The organism is Streptococcus sp. 1559, assembly GCF_013276735.1.
GTDB classification, from domain to species: Bacteria; Bacillota; Bacilli; order Lactobacillales; family Streptococcaceae; genus Streptococcus; species Streptococcus pseudopneumoniae.
This window is the reverse complement of sequence record NZ_VMLO01000008.1, coordinates 24,615-43,246: the sequence shown is the minus strand read 5'-3', so window position 1 is coordinate 43,246 and position 18,632 is coordinate 24,615. Positions and strand designations below refer to the sequence as shown.

General features: G+C 42.0%; 17 protein-coding genes and 2 pseudogenes. 2 read left to right on the top strand and 17 right to left on the bottom strand.

Annotated features, from left to right (window positions below; genetic code table 11):
* Positions 1 to 368: 368 nt before the first annotated feature.
* The 17 genes and pseudogenes from HT688_RS02190 to nrdR form a co-directional block, all read right to left on the bottom strand.
* A complete protein-coding gene (locus HT688_RS02190; protein WP_023938360.1) occupies positions 369 to 1,349 on the bottom strand; it encodes an acetylxylan esterase in 981 nt (326 codons plus the stop codon).
* Positions 1,350 to 1,665: 316 nt separating this feature from the next.
* Positions 1,666 to 3,681, bottom strand: coding sequence for an ATP-dependent DNA helicase RecG (gene recG / locus HT688_RS02185; protein WP_023938361.1), 2,016 nt, complete (start codon positions 3,679 to 3,681; stop codon positions 1,666 to 1,668).
* 18 nt (positions 3,682 to 3,699) lie between these two features.
* Positions 3,700 to 4,803, bottom strand: a complete 1,104-nt coding sequence (gene alr / locus HT688_RS02180; RefSeq protein WP_000648055.1) for an alanine racemase — start codon at positions 4,801 to 4,803, stop codon at positions 3,700 to 3,702.
* Positions 4,793 to 5,155 (bottom strand): holo-ACP synthase, encoded by a 363-nt coding sequence (acpS, locus tag HT688_RS02175; protein ID WP_000634996.1) that lies wholly within the window; start codon positions 5,153 to 5,155, stop codon positions 4,793 to 4,795. The genes alr and acpS overlap by 11 nt, the downstream gene beginning before the upstream one ends.
* A 44-nt stretch (positions 5,156 to 5,199) precedes the next feature.
* Complete coding sequence (locus tag HT688_RS02170; protein WP_000864063.1) at positions 5,200 to 6,231, bottom strand: 3-deoxy-7-phosphoheptulonate synthase; 1,032 nt, start codon at positions 6,229 to 6,231, stop codon at positions 5,200 to 5,202.
* Between the two features lies 1 nt (position 6,232).
* Positions 6,233 to 7,264: a 3-deoxy-7-phosphoheptulonate synthase gene (locus tag HT688_RS02165; protein WP_000232198.1), complete on the bottom strand. Its 1,032-nt coding sequence runs from the start codon at positions 7,262 to 7,264 to the stop codon at positions 6,233 to 6,235.
* Positions 7,265 to 7,344: 80 nt separating this feature from the next.
* Positions 7,345 to 9,858: a preprotein translocase subunit SecA gene (gene secA, locus HT688_RS02160; RefSeq protein WP_172923505.1), complete on the bottom strand. Its 2,514-nt coding sequence runs from the start codon at positions 9,856 to 9,858 to the stop codon at positions 7,345 to 7,347.
* 145 nt (positions 9,859 to 10,003) lie between these two features.
* A pseudogene (locus tag HT688_RS02155) lies at positions 10,004 to 10,316 on the bottom strand (hypothetical protein).
* A 10-nt stretch (positions 10,317 to 10,326) separates the two neighbouring features.
* Complete coding sequence (locus HT688_RS02150; protein WP_001235270.1) at positions 10,327 to 10,977, bottom strand: ABC transporter ATP-binding protein; 651 nt, start codon at positions 10,975 to 10,977, stop codon at positions 10,327 to 10,329.
* Positions 10,978 to 10,980: 3 nt separating this feature from the next.
* Positions 10,981 to 11,622 carry a hypothetical protein gene (locus tag HT688_RS02145; RefSeq protein WP_007284818.1) on the bottom strand — a complete coding sequence of 214 codons (642 nt, stop codon included), beginning with the start codon at positions 11,620 to 11,622 and terminating at the stop codon, positions 10,981 to 10,983.
* Positions 11,615 to 12,396: pseudogene (locus tag HT688_RS02140) on the bottom strand (hypothetical protein). Before HT688_RS02140 ends, HT688_RS02145 begins: the two are co-directional and overlap by 8 nt.
* 31 nt (positions 12,397 to 12,427) lie before the next feature.
* Complete coding sequence (locus HT688_RS02135; RefSeq protein ID WP_000681323.1) at positions 12,428 to 12,763, bottom strand: hypothetical protein; 336 nt, start codon at positions 12,761 to 12,763, stop codon at positions 12,428 to 12,430.
* An 81-nt stretch (positions 12,764 to 12,844) separates the two neighbouring features.
* Entirely contained in the window at positions 12,845 to 14,155 is a 1,311-nt protein-coding gene (gene der / locus HT688_RS02130; protein ID WP_001207696.1) for a ribosome biogenesis GTPase Der, read from the bottom strand.
* 13 nt (positions 14,156 to 14,168) lie between these two features.
* On the bottom strand, positions 14,169 to 14,882 hold the full coding sequence (locus HT688_RS02125; RefSeq protein ID WP_000140820.1) for an NADPH-dependent oxidoreductase: 714 nt from the start codon (positions 14,880 to 14,882) through the stop codon (positions 14,169 to 14,171).
* Positions 14,879 to 15,775 (bottom strand): primosomal protein DnaI, encoded by an 897-nt coding sequence (gene dnaI / locus HT688_RS02120; RefSeq protein WP_000446511.1) that lies wholly within the window; start codon positions 15,773 to 15,775, stop codon positions 14,879 to 14,881. The genes HT688_RS02125 and dnaI overlap by 4 nt, the downstream gene beginning before the upstream one ends.
* Positions 15,776 to 16,945, bottom strand: coding sequence for a replication initiation and membrane attachment family protein (locus HT688_RS02115; RefSeq protein ID WP_000802372.1), 1,170 nt, complete (start codon positions 16,943 to 16,945; stop codon positions 15,776 to 15,778).
* The gene (nrdR, locus tag HT688_RS02110; protein ID WP_001203672.1) at positions 16,946 to 17,419 is read right to left on the bottom strand and encodes a transcriptional regulator NrdR; all 474 of its coding nucleotides are present in this window, start codon (positions 17,417 to 17,419) and stop codon (positions 16,946 to 16,948) included.
* Between the two features lie 139 nt (positions 17,420 to 17,558).
* Here nrdR and HT688_RS02105 point away from each other — a divergent pair, with 139 nt between their 5' ends.
* Together HT688_RS02105 and HT688_RS02100 are read left to right on the top strand one after the other, a co-directional pair.
* Positions 17,559 to 17,924, top strand: a complete 366-nt coding sequence (locus HT688_RS02105) for a GntR family transcriptional regulator (protein WP_000119148.1) — start codon at positions 17,559 to 17,561, stop codon at positions 17,922 to 17,924.
* Between the two features lie 4 nt (positions 17,925 to 17,928).
* Positions 17,929 to 18,624: an ABC transporter ATP-binding protein gene (locus tag HT688_RS02100; protein ID WP_000054197.1), complete on the top strand. Its 696-nt coding sequence runs from the start codon at positions 17,929 to 17,931 to the stop codon at positions 18,622 to 18,624.
* Positions 18,625 to 18,632: the final 8 nt, after the last annotated feature.

Below are 18,632 nucleotides of genomic sequence, written 5' to 3'. Positions count from 1 at the left end.
GCTCAAAACACCGTTTTGAGGTTGTAGATGAAACTGACGAAGTCAGCTCAAAACACCGTTTTGAGGTTGTAGATGAAACTGACGAAGTCAGTAACCATACCTACGGCAAGGCGAAGCTGACGTGGTTTGAAGAGATTTTTGGAAAGTATTAACACCTACAGACAAGCCTGACGATAGCAAGAACTACCCTACTCGATAGGTATCGGCTTTTGCTTTCTGAAAAAAATTATTTTAAGCAATTTGACAAAGCTAGCAACAAAAAATTCTATAAATATTTCCATGATAAAACGCATAGTATCAAGTCTTCTTAATCCCCTGATACTATGCGTGTTTGTGATTTTTAAGATTTTGTGCCTAGAGTCGACTCCTTATTTTAGATATTTGAAAGGAATCTCACTCCCACAGAGCCAGTTATAAACCTGGTCATTGACAAAAACATTCATGGCTTCGTGGGCATACTCAGGCATGATGCGATAAGCCTTATCGCAGATCAAACGATTGTAAATCGCAAACTGGGTAATGGGATAGCAAACATCGTCGTCCAAGCCCGTAATCATCTTAACCTCACCTTGGATACGATGGGCAAGATTTTTGACATCGATATAGGCAAGGGTCGCCATGATTTCCTCCTCTGTTTCATGAAAAGGATCGTGGAACTTGAAATAACGGAAAAGTTCATCATAGGCCTCACTAGTATTGCCAATCTCAATCACCCGTCTGAAGTCTGACAAGAAGGGATAGATGGAAACTGTTTTCTGAATTCGAGGATTGAGCGCTGCTGCAACCAAAGCTAGAGCACCACCTTGAGAGGCACCATAGCTAGAAAGACGCTTCTCATCTACCTCAGGCAGATTAGCAATAATTTCAACCAACTGGTAAATATCCAGATAAACATCCTTATAAAAGAGGTGATCCCGACCCTCCACAGCACCACGGATAATATGTCCCTTAACCGTATTTCCTAGAGGAGAACGCAAACCGTCTTGTGAATAGCCCGACTGGCCTCGAACATCCATGGAAACAACACCGTAACCAGCTACGGTGAAGCCCAGCATGTCGGCCCAATCCCAGCCACGTCCCATATAACCATGAAAATGGAAGATTAGTGGAACCTTCTCCTCACTCTTTGGAAGAACAATGCGTGCATAAACCTTTCCTTCCTTGCTTCCTTCAAATGTTAACTCATAGCACTTGACTTGAGGAATGTGGAAATCTCTTTCCTCCAAGTGGTAGGATGGAGGTGTGGAAACATTTTTCACTTCCCCATCCCAGAAAGCATCAAAGTCTTCCGGAACCTCATCCCTTCCTCTATAGGTCTTAATTTCTTCTAGCAAAGCTGGATTTTTCATAGCATGCTCCTTTTATTTTGTAATCGTTACCACAACTGTAGCATATCTATGTAATCAATGCAAGAAAGAAGGGTAAATAGAAAGTGAATTTAGATTCTTTACTTTTAGGATGATGGGCTAAAAGTAGTTTTAGAAACGAAAAAAGAGCATTTCGCTCTCTCTTCTGTTTATACTAGTTTTTTGCTTCTTTCTTTTGAAAAGTGCTTGGGTAATTTACTTTAATCGTTACTGTCATATGAGAGTCCTCGTTTCTTTTTGATGACTCTAGTATAAGGGCCAAACCTGAAAGCTAGCTTAAGTTTTCCTTAGAGAAAGCTTAATCCAGATGTTCTTTCTTTTCCAGATGAAAGGCAATCATGCGCCACTCTGGATCCTCTTGCCAGCCTTCAATAGAACTAATGTAACTAGCAACTTTTCTAGCTTCTTCTAAAATCGGAAAATCCTCGATAATATCAGCCACTTGGAACTCTGGAAGCCCTGACTGTCTGGTTCCAAAAATCTCACCAGAACCACGCATTTTCAAATCTTCCTCCGCAAGGACAAAACCATTGGTGGTTTCTGTCATGATGCGCATGCGGTCTTTCCCAGAATCCGTCTTGGGATTGGCAACAAGAACAGCATAGGACTGCTTGTCCCCCCGACCCACACGACCTCTGAGCTGGTGAAGCTGACTAAGCCCGAAGCGATCGGCATCCATGATAATCATGACAGTCGCATTTGGAACATTGACCCCAACCTCGATAACCGTTGTTGAAACTAGAATATCTGTTTTTCTCTCCTTGAAATCCTGCATGATCTGGTCTTTTTCGTCACTCTTCATCTTACCATGTAGAAGAGCCACTTCTGCCTTACCTGCAAAATGAGCCGTCAACTCCTCTGATAAGGCAATGGCATTTTTCAAATCCAGAGCTTCTGATTCTTCAATCAAGGGAGAGATGACATAGGCTTGAGAACCTTTTTGAATTTCCCCCTCTAACCAAGTCAAGACCTGAGGTAAGTGCTCATGCTTGATCCAGCGTGTCACAATAGGCTTCCGACCTGCTGGCATCTGGTCGATAATGGAAACATCCATATCTCCGAAGGCTGTGATGGCCAGCGTCCGTGGAATGGGAGTCGCCGTCATCATGAGGACATCTGGATTGTCGCCTTTTTCCCGTAAAATACGCCTTTGCCCCACACCAAAACGGTGCTGTTCATCGATGATAATCAAGCCAAGGCGAGCATAATCCACTCCATCCTGAATCAGAGCGTGGGTTCCGATAATCAAATCAGCCTCACCCTTGGCAATGGTCTCCAAGACTTCTCTCTTTTCTGCAGCTTTTAAGGAACCTGTCAATAGAGCCAGTTTCAAGTCTGGAAAAAGGTTCTGTAAACTCTCAAAATGTTGCTCTGCGAGAATTTCTGTTGGTACCATGAGGGCTGATTGGTAGCCAGCTGTCACTGCCGCAAACATAGCCAAGCCAGCGACCACCGTTTTTCCGCTCCCCACATCCCCTTGCAAGAGACGATTCATGTGGTGATCCGACTTCATGTCTGTCAAAATTTCCTGTAAACTCTTTTCTTGAGCTGGGGTCAAGGAAAAAGGTAGATTTTCTTTAACTACTGTCACTTTTTCCTGAGACCAATTCAGAACCAGACCACTTCCCTGAACTCTATTTTCAGACTTGAGCGTCTGCAATTGCATTTGAAAATAAAAGAGTTCCTCAAATTTGATACGGCGAAGAGCCTGCTTGTATTCTGCCAAATCCTTTGGAAAATGCATAGCTCGGACTGCCTGACAACGGGACATGAGTTTGTATTTGTCTAGTAAAGACTGGGGCAGATTTTCTTCTATCAAGAGGTCCAGTCCCTGATCAAAGGCTGTCTTGATAACTTTGACCAGACTGGCCTGACTGATTCCCTGAGCCAAGCGATAGACAGGTTGGAGATCATCTTCCACCTGAGCCAGGACCTTCATCCCAGTCAGACTAGCCTTGGCACGGTCCCATTTTCCAAAGACAGCAAGAGTTGCTCCCAACTCTATCTTATCTACTAGATAGGGCTGGTTAAAGAAGTTCACCGCAAAAACGACCTCTCCCTGCTTGAGGCTAAAGCGCAGACGATTGCGCTTGAAACCATAATACTGGACACTGGCAGGAGTCACTACTTGTCCAGACAGAACTGCCTTTTCTCCGTCTTCCAGCTCCAGCACTTGCTTGGTTTTGAAATCTTCATATCTGAAAGGAAAGTAAAGCAAGAGGTCTTGCAAGTTTTCAATTCCTAGTTTGGCGTATTTTTCTGCTGACTTTGGTCCCACACCAGGTAAGACATGCAAGGGTTGATGTAGATTCATGCTCCACTCCTTTCTTTTCTAATCATATTCTCTCGGAATGCGGTCGCTGAGAAGACAAACCACCTCATAGTTAATAGTCCCACGGTAGGACGCTACCTGAGTTGCAGTGATTTCCTTATCCCCATTGGAGCCAATCAAGGTTACCTTGGTTCCGAGTGGGTAAGGCTTAGGCAATCGAATAGTGATTTGGTCCATCGAAACCCTGCCGACAATTGGGCAAGCTTGGCCATCTACCAAGACAGAGAAATTTTCCATGTCTCTTGTCCATCCATCTGCATAGCCGATTGGCACGGTCGCGATGACCTGCTCGCTATCTGCCTGATAGGTCGCCCCGTAGCCCATGCAAGCTCCAGCTGAAACTGTCTTGACATGAACCAGAGCAGACTCCAAGGTCAAGGCTGGAATCAAGTCATAGGGTAAATCCAAGACCTCTCCGCTAGGATTAAGACCATACATAGCATCTCCCATACGAACCGCATTGAAAATAGTCTCTACATGCCAAAGAGTCGTTGCTGAGTTGCTGGCATGAACCAGCTCTGGAAGACCTTTCATACTTGATAGAATGGTTTTAAACCGTTCTAACTGGGCATTAAAATAGTCATCTGATTCCTCATCAGCAGTCGCAAAGTGGGTAAAGATTCCTTCAACACGAACACCGTGTTGTCTGATCAAGTCTTGAGCCTGATCAGCCTCACTAGCCTCTCTAAAACCAATCCGTCCCATGCCTGAGTCAATCTTGAGGTGGACAGTCAAGCCAGTTAAATCTGCTTCCTTATCTAAGAGTGCTTGAATCCACTCCAATCCAGCCACTGTCAAGGTGATGTCATATTCTTTAGCTAGAGTAACAGCTTCTAGCTCAGAAACTCCTAAAATAAGGATTTTCTTGCTGAGTCCAGCTTGTCTGAGTTCAATAGCTTCATCAATATTGGAAACGCAAAAGCCATCGACATCATCTTGAATCGCATTGGCAACAGCTACTGCCCCATGCCCATAGGCATTGGCTTTGACCACTGCCCACTTGAGTGTCCCCTCAGGGATATGAGCCCCCATTTGCTGAATATTGTGTCGAATAGCTCCCAGATGAATCAGAGCCTTGGTTGGTCTATGCGGACTAGCTTTCATGATTTTCCTCCAAAATGACACTGGCTGTCACAAACTGATCGGTATGGCTGATAGATAGCCAAATTTTTCCTGAAAATGGTGACTGACTAAAATAAGGCGCCCCGCGTTCATTGTTTAAGACTTCTAAATCCTGAAAACCGAGCTTGCCAATTCCCGTTCCCATAGCCTTGGAAAAGGCCTCCTTAGCCGACCAGCGACCAGCCAAATATTCGATTTGCCTGCGCCCTTTAAGACTGTTAAACCGTTCCATTTCCTTGGCTGTCAGCACGCGCTTGGCAAAGCCTTCATGTCGTGCAGCCGCTCTTTCTATCGAAGCCAATTCTTCGATGTCAATTCCGTGTCCAACTATCATTCTCATCAAAAGGAGTTGAGATTCCCCAACTCCATCCTTTTCACTTATTCTGCCAAGGTAGCATAGATTTCTTCTACCAAAGCCTCTGTATTTTCCCAACCTAGGCAAGGATCTGTAATAGAGCAGCCAAAGACCTCTGGTTGGTTTTGACGACCATCTGCTAGGTAAGATTCAATCATAAATCCTCGAACTGTCTTTTTAATTTTCTCATTCCAATCACGATTTTGCAAGGTCTGGCGAACAATTCGAATCTGCTCCATATACTGCTTGCCTGAGTTATCATGGTTGGTATCAATGAGGATAAAGGGATTTTCAAGTCCCATGGTTTCATAGCGTTCAATGGCTTGGAGTAGGTTTTCATAGTAGTAATTCGGCATATAATTGCCATACTCGTTAACTGCTCCACGGAGGATGACATGGGACAAAGGATTACCTGAAGTCTCAACTTCCTGCCCATGATAAAGGAAGGTTTGCTTATTTTGAGCAGCATAGATGGCGTTAAACATAACACCCAAATTTCCTGAGGTTGGATTTTTCATCCCTACTGGTGCATCAATCCCAGAAGCCACAAAGCGGTGCTCTTGGTCTTCCACAGAACGAGCTCCAACAGCATGGTAGCTGACCAAGTCATCCACCAAGATTAGATTTGACGGATAAAGCATCTCATCTGCCGTCGTCAAACCAGTCTCTGTAATCACTCGGTAGTGCAACTGGCGCACAGCCTGCAAACCGTTAATCAGGCTTGGAGCCTTAGAAGTGTCTGGCTGGTGAACCAACCCTTTATAGCCGTCTCCGTTGGTACGAGGCTTAGCAGTATAAACGCGCATAACCATGAAAATCTTGTCCGCTACCTTCTTTTGCAAGGCTGACAAGCGGCGGGCATATTCCAAGACAGCTTCTTCATTATCAGAAGAGCAAGGACCAATTACCAAAAGGAGACGGTCATCTTCCCCTGAAATAATGTCTGCCAATTCCCTGTCACGGCTTTCCTTGAGTCTCAAGGCTTCCGCAGACAATTGGGTTTCAGCCTTAATGACTTCCATATCGATTTCTTGACCTTTTTCAATAAATGCCATCTTATTCTCCTAACGTTTTGTAAATTTCTCTGACAAGAGCTTCTGTGTTATCCCAACCCAAGCAAGGGTCTGTGATAGACTTACCAAATACTTCTGGCTCATTTTGTCGACCATCTTCCAGATAAGACTCAATCATAAAACCACGAACGAACTGCTTAATTTTTTCATTCCAAGCACGGTTAATCAAGGTCTGGCGGACAATTCGGATCTGTTCCATATACTGCTTACCAGAATTGTCATGATTGGTATCAATGATGATAAAAGGATTTTCCAAGCCCATTTTCTCATACTGGGCAATGGTCTCAATTAAATTGTCATAATAGTAGTTGGGAATATTGTTACCATACTCATTAAGAGCACCACGAAGAATAGCGTGTGAAAGCGGGTTCCCAGTTGTTTCTACTTCTTTTCCTAAGAAAAGGAAACTTTGTTTGTTTTGAGCAGCATAAATCCCATTAAACATGACATTGAGATTTCCAGAGGTTGGATTTTTAAAACCAGTAGAAAATCCTGCCCCACTTGCCACAAAGCGGTGTTGCTGGTCTTCAACTGAACGGGCACCAACTGCCATGTAAGAAATCAAATCATCTACAAGCGGAAGGTTTTCAGGATAAAGCATTTCATCAGCAGTTGTCATCCCTGTTTCTGTGATGACACGATAGTGAAGATGGCGAACGGCTTTGATTCCATTGATAAGACTAGGCGCTTCTGTCGCGTTAGGCTGGTGAATCAAGCCCTTATAGCCATCTCCGTTGGTACGGGGTTTGGCAGTATAAACACGCATAACCATAAAGATACGATCTGCCACTTCTTCTTGTAGGACTGCCAAACGCTTAGCGTATTCAAGGACAGCTTCTTCGTTGTCAGATGAGCACGGACCGATTACCAAGAGAATCCGCTGGTCTTCTCCACGCATGATGGCTTCTAGCTCTTGATCGCGCTGTGATTTTCTCTCCAAAGCTTGGCCTTCTAATTTTGATAAGGCACGAACTTCTTCGATATTTATTTTAGGACTTTTTGCTGTAAATACCATAAGTCATCTCCTTATAAAGCAAACGGATACCAAGTAAAAATTTACTTTTCACAAGATATCCGCCTCTAAACTATCTCATTTTATTGTCTTTTACCGTGACAATTTTTAAACTTCTTACCAGAACCACATGGGCAAAGTTGATTGCGTCCAATCTGGCTCAAATCCAAATCTTCTGGCATACTTGCTTGGTGAGCAGCGATATTGCGAGTCGCTGTTGTACTGATATGGCGTTCTGCCTGTGGTCTTTCTTGTTCATGAATTTGTGCTTTCATCATCAAGCGTGTCACATCAAACTCAATCGAACCAATCATATCATTAAACATACGGAAACCTTCTGCCTGATACTCAACAACAGGGTTGTTCTGAGCATAACCACGAAGTCCAACCGCGTTACGCAATTGATCAAGGGCATCGATATGATCTGTCCACTTGTTATCCACCACTCGTAGAATCAAAACTTTTTGGAATTCTTTAACTGCTTCTTCATCGCGTAGTTTTGAAACCTGACTATCATAAACCTTCAAGGCACGTTGGAAAAGCTCTTCCTTGATGGCCTTATCAGACAAGCCTGACAAATCTTCCATCGTAATAGAATCTTCTGGAAGCAAGTTGTACTTAGCAAAGTTCAAAATTGCTTCAAGTTTTTCATCTTGTTTGGCACGCGCATGACCATCGACGACACGTTCAATCGTGCGTTTGTGCATATCCTGAATTTCAGGTGCCAAGTCACGGTCTGCAGTGATGACATCGTAACGTTGAGCATAGATAATCTCACGTTGTTCACGCATGACATCGTCGTATTGAAGGACTTGTTTACGGGTATCGTAGTTATTTCCTTCGACACGTTTCTGAGCTGCCTCAACCTGACGCGTCAACATACGAGACTCAATGGCCTCTTCAGACATATTCAAGCGTTCAAATATGCCTTTCAAGCGTTCAGAACCAAAACGTTTCATCAAATCATCTTCAAGAGAGAGGTAGAATTGTGACTCACCTGGATCTCCTTGACGACCTGAACGTCCACGAAGCTGGTTATCGATACGACGACTTTCATGACGTTCTGTACCAATCACACAAAGTCCTCCAAGTTCACGAACACCTTCACCAAGCTTGATGTCGGTACCACGACCCGCCATGTTGGTTGCGATGGTAACGGCACCACGTTGACCAGCATTCATGATGATTTGGGCTTCTCTATAGTGATTTTTGGCATTCAAGACTTCGTGAGGAACACCAGCTGCGACCAATTTCTTAGAAATGTAGTCACTAGTTTCAACCGCTACTGTACCAACCAAGACAGGCTGACCCTTTTGGTAACGAGCCTTAACGTCTTCGACAACCGCTTTAAACTTAGATTCGATACTTGCATAAAGAAGGTCTGAGTGGTCAATCCGTTGAACAGGACGGTTTGTTGGGATTGGAATAACACGAATGTTGTAGATTTCACGGAATTCTTCTTCCTCAGTCTTACCTGTCCCCGTCATACCAGACAATTTCTTGTACATACGGAAAAGGTTTTGATACGTGATTGAGGCAGATGTCTTGGTTTCATCCTGGATTGGCACACCTTCTTTGGCTTCAATAGCTTGGTGCAAGCCATCAGAATAACGACGACCTTCCATGGTACGACCTGTAAATTGGTCGACAATCAAGATTTCTTGCTCTTCGCTCACCACATAGTCAATATCGAGAAGCATGATGTAGTTGGCACGAAGGGCATTATCGATAAAGTGAGTAAGAGCTACGTTTTCGATGTCATAGAGATTTTCAAGCTTGAAGTAGCTTTCAGCCTTGTCAATCCCTGAATCAGACAAACCAATAGTCTTAGACTGCACATCGATGATGTAGTCGTCTTTGTCCAAAGATTTTACATAGTGGTCTGCCATATGGTAGAGCTGACTGGTTTCAACTGCATTAGCACCTGATACAATCAAAGGTGTACGGGCCTCGTCAATCAAGATAGAGTCAACCTCATCGACCAAGGCATAGTTAAGCGGACGTTGTACCATGTTTTCAGCACGAACGACCATGTTATCACGTAGGTAGTCAAATCCGATTTCTGAGTTGGTTGAGTAGGTAATGTCACACTCATAGGCTTCTTTTTTCTCCATTGGAGATTTGGCAGCCAAGTTAATCCCTACTGACAAACCAAGCCATGAGTACAATTCACCCATCTCAGTCGCGTCACGTTCTGATAGGTATTCGTTAACCGTAACTACGTGAACCCCTTTGCCTGAAAGGGCATTGAGGTATACCGGCATAGTCGCAGTCAAGGTTTTCCCTTCCCCTGTACGCATCTCTGGCACGTCACCATGGTGAAGAACGATTCCCCCCATGACCTGAACCTTATATGGGAAGAGACCTAGGACACGTTTGGCACCCTCACGGACAACCGCAAATGCTTCATAAAGCAATGAATCCAGCGATTCTCCATTTTGATAACGTTCTTTAAATTCAACTGTTTTTGCTTTTAGTTGGTCATCAGTCAAAGCAGCCATTTGGTCTTCGTATTTGAAAACCTTGTCAGCCATCTTTTCCAGACGACGGATTTCTCCTTTATCATTTTCGATAATTGTTTTTAAAATATTAGCCATGTTTTTCCTTACTTTAAATTCCGAATATTTTAGAATGTTCTTTTAATTTTAGCACAATTACTGATTATTTTCAAGGAAGAATCCCCATTTTGAAAAGGAAAAAGAGGCTAGTTTTCAAGCTAACCTCTCTGACTTTTATGATACTTTAATTGCCAAGAATCGGCAAAATGGCAAATAGGATAAATAGATTTATCCAAAAAGAAAGACAACAGATAAGTCCAAAAAGAAAGACAACAGATAAGTCCAAAAACAAAGAGACTGACTTTCTTGGACAGCAAGGCCATCAAAATGGACAGAATTCCAAAAACTAGTAAAACTTTCTGCATGATTAAGAGATTGATAGATATTCCCAGAACTGGTTTATCCCAAGGAAGAAAGAAGAAAGCCAGCCAGATCAGCAGAACTAAACCAATATAGACCTTAGAATAGCGTGTAATAAATGATTTTAGATGTGCCATAAGCCACCTCCTAAGCTTGTATATCTTTTGAATACTGTATATGCCCATTTTCGACAACTAATACATCTGTACAAAGGTCTGAAATATCTTCCGATATGTGTGATGTCAGGATAACCAGACCATTTTCTTTTTTAAGGTAAGATAAAATGACCTGTTTGGTTAACCTCACACTCTTCTCATCCAAAGCATTCATGGGTTCATCGAGAAAGAGTATAGATGGTTCGGCAATAAAGGCTTGAATCAAAGCCATTTTTTGTTTCGTTCCTAAGGATAAATGACGGTACTCAACGTCTTCAAATTCCTGTAAATCATAATATTGGATCCAATCGGCAATTCTTTTTTCCGTAACTTTAGATGAAAAATACCTCAACAATTCCAAATTTTCTCTAAGGGATAAATGAGATAAAAACTCGACTTTTTCAATTAAAACCCCTGCATCCTGAATATAATGATTTTTTATCCCGTAGACTTCCCCATCTTGAAGAACTTTTCCTTTGTCAAGCTTAATATAACCAGCAAGTGCCTTTAAAAGAACCGTCTTGCCAGATCCATTATCACCTTTAAGGCCATAAATTTTTCCTGATTGAAAGACCAGATTTAACTCATTTAAAATAGGTCTTTTCCCATAAATTTTCTGTCCATTTATAATTTCAAGTCTCATCGTTTATCCTTTCTTAAATTTCTCTTCCAAGCGACTAACAATCAAGATAACTAATAAACTTAAGAGTCCTAAATACACTGTTACAATATGATCCATCATCCATTCTTGTCCCACAAATGCTAAAAAATAGAGAAAAAAGGAAAAACCAGCGCCCGCACTAATCAGTGCTATCAGATAAGACAGTAGCAAGTACAACATCATTAACTGAGCAAGTAAAAAGAAAAGTACGACTGTTTTGAAATGAATTCCTAGAGGAAGTAAACCAAGGAACCAGACAAATAAATCTTGAGTAAAAAATTTAGAGATGACAACCAATCGTTTCCTTGTATAATCGAAAAAGGAGCTTGATTGATAGCGAATCAAGTGATGGTAATGGTCTGCCAAATCAGTTTCAAGCAAAATAACAGAGAGCCATCCTACCATGAAAAGCGAAAGGTTTAACAAGAGTTTGGGGATTTCTAAATTCACTTCAGAATAGTCATTATAGGAAAAGATTGAAATCAATTCTCTCTTGAAAAAGAGAAAAACATCCTGCTTTTGAACCGCTGTTGACAATAGATAGTTTATCAAAATCATCATCAGAACTATACGAAGTAGTAAAACGATCTTTCTCTTTAGCAAAATATTGTTAAAATTCTTAAACATTATCTTCATATTTTTCAAGCACCATATAGGGGACAATATAAAGGATATAAGGAGTAAAGAGTTTCATCAAACTGACATCCCCATAGCTAGCTTGCATCAAACTCGTCATAGGAACCATATAGTAAGGCAAGGCACTATAGAGTAACATAGAACCAAGCCAAAGAAACATCAAATAGGCAATTGCCGAACGAGTCACATTCCCTAAATAATCAACTATTTTTAAAAAATAGACTGCATTGATGAAAATACCGATTAGTAGGACACAAGTAAAGAACAAATAGCTTGTTATCTCTCCATCTAGGAGCCTTTGTAAACTACTCCCATCAGAAAATAGAGAATTCCATTCAAGAGGAGAAAAAGTCCCAAAGAAATAAGTTAAAATTGCAATTATCAGCACAGTCACTAAATATATCACACAAGGGATACTTGCAACTTGCAAAGTCAACTTTCTTTTTACCCCTTGATAACTCACTTCTCTTCCAATACTCAATCGTAAAACTTTATTTTTCAGCTCAATATATTGAAAACCTAGCAAAACAATGATGATTGGAATAATAAATGATTGATAAAAACCTAGATTGAACTGGAGAATACGAAAATCTAATGCTGATTTTAATAAGTCATTTTTAATTGCTTGTCCATCGAATTTAGCTAGATCGGGCGCATGAATATCAAAAAAGAAATAAGTCATCAAAACATCACGATAAACCAAAGCAAAGTAAGCAAGACATAAACAAATTTATGCCTTGCCAAAGTTAAGAGAGGAATCTTCATAAGCCACCTCCTATTAAAAAACCGATATAAATCAATGCCTCCCCGCTTTAGACTTCCCTAACTCCTTTCTTAGTCTAAGCATTTTTTTGAAACAGGAATAAGTTAACCTATTCAGACCAATAGCTAGCAGAATAAAAAGAAACCAAATGCCCCATAACTTGATATCTGTCAAATTTCTCAAGACGATATTGAAAAACAGAACTGAAACAACTATCCAAGCAAGGCTAAAAAGAGCATAGAGGGGGATGTAAAACCAGTAAAAATAGTAAAAAATTGGGAAAAATTTACTTTCTCTATTATCCTTTTCAATCCAGCTGAAAAAGTAAAACCAGGGAAATAAGATTATAAATTTAAACAAATGTTTCATCGACACCTCCTTTTTGATAGCGTTTTCTATTATTTTATTATATCAAAAAAATCTGGAAATGTCATTCCAGATTCTACTTTTTTATTTACGTTTTCTTGCGATGAGATGGATCGGTGTTCCTTCAAAGACAAAGGCCTTGCGGATTTGATTTTCCAAGAAACGCAGGTAAGAAAAGTGCATAAGTTCTTCTTCGTTAACAAAGATAACAAAGGTTGGTGGTTTGGTTGCCACTTGGGTCGCGTAGAAAATCTTGAGGCGTTTCCCTTTGTCTGTCGGTGTTGGGTTAATGGCAATAGCATCCATAATCACATCGTTCAAGACAGCTGATGGAATACGTGTGTTTTGACTTTCACTGATTTGCTTGATCATCTCAGGAAGTTTGTGGAGACGTTGCTTGGTCAAAGCAGATACAAAGATAATCGGTGCGTAAGGCAGGTATTGGAACTGCTCACGAATATCTTCTTCCCAGTTTTTCATGGTGTGGTTGTCTTTTTCAAGCGTATCCCACTTGTTGACCACAATAATCATTCCTTTACCAGCTTCATGAGCAAATCCTGCGATACGCTTGTCGTATTCACGGATGCCTTCTTCCGCATTGATGACCATTAAGACCACATCTGAACGGTCAATAGCACGCATGGCACGCATAACAGAGTATTTCTCGGTATTTTCATAAACCTTACCAGATTTACGCATCCCAGCTGTATCAATCATGGTAAACTCTTGACCATCTGTATCTGTAAAGTGGGTATCAATGGCGTCACGAGTTGTTCCAGCAACTGGACTGGCAATGACACGGTCTTCTCCCAAGATAGCGTTAATCAAGCTTGATTTTCCAACGTTAGGACGACCAATCAAGCTAAACTTAATCACATCTGGGTTTTCTTCTTCATATTCATTTGGAAGATTTTCTACAATAGCATCTAGCACATCCCCTGTACCGATACCATGGACAGATGAGATTGGCAGTGGTTCCCCCAAACCGAGGGCATAAAAATCATAGATATCATTTCGCATCTCAGGGTTGTCCACCTTGTTAACTGCGAGGATAACTGGTTTATGGGTTTTATAAAGCTTACGGGCTACGTACTCGTCTGCATCGGTAATTCCCTCCTTACCAGACACGACAAAGACGATAACATCTGCTTCTTCCATGGCAATTTCTGCCTGGTGCTTGATTTGTTCCATGAAAGGAGCATCGACATCATCGATTCCTCCTGTATCAATCATGCTAAAAGAACGATTGAGCCACTCACCCGTTGCATAGATACGGTCACGTGTCACTCCTTCAACATCTTCTACAATGGAGATTCGCTCACCAGCGATCCGATTAAATAGGGTTGATTTCCCAACATTGGGACGTCCTACAATGGCAATAGTTGGTAGGGCCATAATTTCTCACTTTCTACAATAACTTCTTCTGTTCAAGATTTTTTCTAGTTGAGCTTGGTTCTGCTTGACCAAACTGTTCTGCTAGGCGCTGACTCCAACTTGTGGTCGCACGCGCCCCAGCATAGTCAGCCTGCACACGGTCATAAGCTTGGATTGCCTCAGTTGACTGTTCTTTATATTCTTCCTCAAATACCACTTGAGTCAATGGCAAGCGAGGTTTGACTTCATGTTCTTGATTTGGCACACCTAGTGCCATCCCAAAGACAGGATAGGTGTAGTCAGGCAGGTTAAAGAGCTCTGCCACTTCTTCTGACTTGTATCGAACCAAGCCAATGATGACACCACCATAGCCCAAGCTTTCAGCTGCCAACAGGGCATTTTGTCCAGCAAGAGCCACATCAACCGAACTAATCAAGAGACTTTCTACACCTTGTGGTTGGAATGTATCGATATGAAGCTGGGCTCCCTTTTCTGCTCGGTTCAAGTCTCCGACAAAGAGGAGGAAAACAGCTGACTGACGAATGGCTTCTTGAGGTACCAATTCATACAAGGCATCTTTCTTCTCTTGACTTCGTACCACAATCACAGAGTAGGATTGGAAATTCTTCCAAGACGAGGCCATCTGGGCTGCTGTCAGGATTTCAGTCAAGTCTTCCTGAGGAAGGGCTTGCTCCTTAAATCTACGCACTGAAGTATGAGCTTTCATCAGTTTAATCGTTTCTGTCATCGACGGTTTACTCCTTCTAAACGAGTCTCCTCAGCCAAATAACGGATGCGTTCCATGACCCGTCTGGCTTCCCAGGTTTCGTCATTTCCATGCTTCCCTTTAGCGAAATGCTGCTCCAATTCTTCAAAGTTGAAGTTGGAGGTGAAAAAGGTCGGTAAATTTTCCTGCATCCGATATTGGAGAATGACTTGTAGGATTTCATCCCGCACCCAAGCTGTTGATTGCTCGGCACCAATATCATCTAAAATCAGGACTTCAGAAAGCTTAATCTCATCCACCAAGGTCTTGACATTACCATCACCGATAGCATTTTTGACATCAATGACAAAGCTAGGATAGTGGAGGAGAGTTGATGAGACACCGCGTTTTTCTGATAAATCATGGGCTAGGGCAGCCACCATGAAACTTTTACCCACACCAAAGTCTCCATATAAGTAAAGACCTTTTCGAATAGCTGGATATTGCTCCACGAAGGCTAATAGCTTCTCAAAAACTGGCAAACGCCCCAAATCATCCAAGTCTACTTGAGCTAAACTAGCTTTCCTGAGACTAGCTGGCAGATTGATTAACTTAAGACGGTTCTTAATAGCCGCTTCTTTTTCCGCTGCGATTAGTTCAGGAGTTTCTTCATAAGAAACGTCCGCATAACCATGATTCATAACCAAAATCGGCTTGTAGCCTTTGGCAATATAATCCGTATCACCACGAAGAAACTTGTCTCTCTCGGTGATGTACTGATTAAACTTGGAGATACTGCGATTCAATTCCTCTGGAGTCAAGGATTCTTGCTGGATAAAGGCCGCAACATCAGGGTCCTTCATGATTTTCTGAACCAAATCTTGATAATGAAAACGGCTAGGTTGACGTTTGAGTACGTCTCCGACACTTTCCATCTAATCTCCTCCTTTTTCTAATCGAGCTAATAGTTCTTGTTTCTTACGTTCTAGTTCCAGACGAGTTTCCTCACTGGTTTCATTCTTATAATCTGGATTGCTCCACTTGGGTACATTGGACTTGGTAGGACTCGGTTTACTAGCCTTTTGAGCCTGGCTCTTTTGCCCACGCTCACGGATGCGCAAGACTGCCTCTTCTGCCGAATGAATCTTTTGATAGGCATAGTCATTGGCCACTTTCATGGCATATTTCTCATTGATATTTGCCGAATCCACCTTATTAAAGGTCAATAAGAGAATGATATTGATGACTTCGTCCAGCAAGCCCAAACCAGCCATCTGTTGCAAGAGGTCTCTTTCTGTTTGGGTAATGGTTCCCTTGCGTGTTTGCTTGATTTCTGCCAAGAACTGCAATGCCGTTTTACTTTTGGCTTCTTTGATAATAGTTGCTTCCTTAGGACTAAAGTCAGAGGAAATCGGTTTTTGAGCAATTTTTTCCCGCATGCGTTTGGTTGAAATGACCTGGGAAACAGCTGTTGACTTAGCCAATTGATAGGTTTCAAACCAAGTCCATTTCTTCTCCTCGGCAATGGCAAAGAGGTTCAAGACATCGGACTGCTCATCCGCAAAGCGAAGTCCATCTCGAGCCATGAGCTGACGAAAATGGTCCAAGTCAAAATCGTTGGCCACTTTCTTCTTGAGACCAAGGTCTTCTTGACTTCCCAGCTCTGCCAAATCTGGAAAGACTTGATTGAGTGAGACAGATATTTCTTCTCCCTCAGCACTCTCAACTTTCAAATCCTCCACAGCTGCATCGCCAATCTTTTTTTCCAAGAGTCTACGATAAACAGGGTGTTCCAAAAAATCCTGACTCGAAAGAGGAGCATGGAGGGCTAGCTGATAAACATCCCCCTTTTGATAGAGGGTCAAGAGATTAAAAGCAGATAAGATTTTCAGGGCTTTTATCAATCTATCCATTCCAAAGTTAAGATGGTTGAGAATACTTGAAAAGAGGTATTCCTTTCTGCCATTATCCCAAAAACTGATTGTATAAAGATAAAGGCTCAGTGCCTCCTGACCGATAATCGGGAGGTAACACTGTACCAGAGATGAGGTATCTTGCGACACCCGATTATTCTTTAGATAAGAAAAACGGTCAATTGGCTTCATTTATCTTTCCTTTTTCTTTTTAGAGGACTGGGTGATTTGTTGGAGCAAGCTCTCTAACTCACTGACATCCTTAAAACTACGATAGACACTGGCAAAACGCACATAGGTAATCTCATCTAACTCAGCCAACTCCTCCATGACGAGTGACCCAATGTCCTCACTTTGAATTTCATTTTCATTTCGACCACGGAGTTTCTGTTCGATACGATTGACTACCATGTTGATTTCATCACTTGACACAGGACGTTTCTGGGCTGAGCGGATAATCCCATTAAAGATTTTATCTCTGGAGAATTGTTCCCGTGTGCCATCTTTTTTAACAACCACTAAGGTTCTTTCTTCTACCCGTTCGTAGGTTGTAAAACGGTGTTGGCATTCGTCGCACTCACGTCTTCTACGAATGGTGTTCCCTTCTTCTGCTTGGCGACTATCGATAACACTTGACTTGGTAGCCCCACATTTTGGACAACGCATCCTTTCCCTCCTTATCGTTTTCTTTTCATTATACCATTTTTTAAACGATTCCCAAAACAATTCTTCTTTTTGCTTGACAAGTTTTTTGTTTTGTTGTATTATTTAATTAAGACAAAAAGATAAAAGAAAGGAGACCAAGATGTCCTGGACATTTGACAACAAAAAACCCATCTATTTACAGATTATGGAGAAAATCAAGCTTCAGATTGTTTCCCATACACTGGAAGCCAATCAACAACTTCCAACCGTGAGAGAGCTAGCGAGCGAGGCCGGTGTCAATCCAAACACCATCCAAAGAGCCTTGTCAGACCTTGAACGAGAAGGATTTGTCTACAGCAAGCGCACAACTGGACGATTTGTGACTGAAGATAAAGAGCTGATCGCCCAATCGCGCAAACAATTATCAGAAGAAGAATTGGAACACTTCGTTTCCTCCATGACCCATTTTGGCTATGAAAAAGAAGAACTACCAAGCGTAGTCGGCGATTATATTAAAGGAGTTTAAGCCTATGTCATTACTAGCATTTGAAAATGTATCCAAATCTTATGGAGCAACCCCAGCCCTTGAAAATGTTTCCCTTGACATCCCAGCTGGAAAAATTGTTGGTCTTCTTGGGCCAAATGGCTCAGGAAAAACAACCCTGATTAAACTAATCAACGGCCTCTTACAACCAGATCAAGGACGCGTCCTTATCAACGACATGGACCCAAGCCCAGCAACCAAGGCTATCGTAGCTTATTTGCCTGATACCACCTATCTCAATGAGCAAATGAAGGTCAAAGAAGCCCTAACCTACTTCAAGACCTTCTATAAAGATTTCAATCTTGAACGCGCCCATCATCTACTTGCAGACCTCGGCATTGATGAAAATAGTCGTCTCAAGAAACTATCAAAAGGAAACAAGGAAAAGGTACAACTGATTTTGGTTATGAGCCGTGATGCTCGTCTTTACGTTCTGGACGAACCCATTGGTGGGGTGGATCCAGCAGCCCGTGAGTATATCCTCAATACCATTATCAACAACTACTCCCCAACTTCTACCGTTTTGATTTCTACCCACTTGATTTCTGATATCGAGCCAATCTTGGATGAAATTGTCTTCCTCAAAGACGGAAAAGTCGTCCGTCAAGGCAATGTAGATGACATTCGCTATGAGTCTGGTGAATCCATTGACCAGCTCTTCCGTCAGGAATTTAAGGCCTAAGCAAAGGA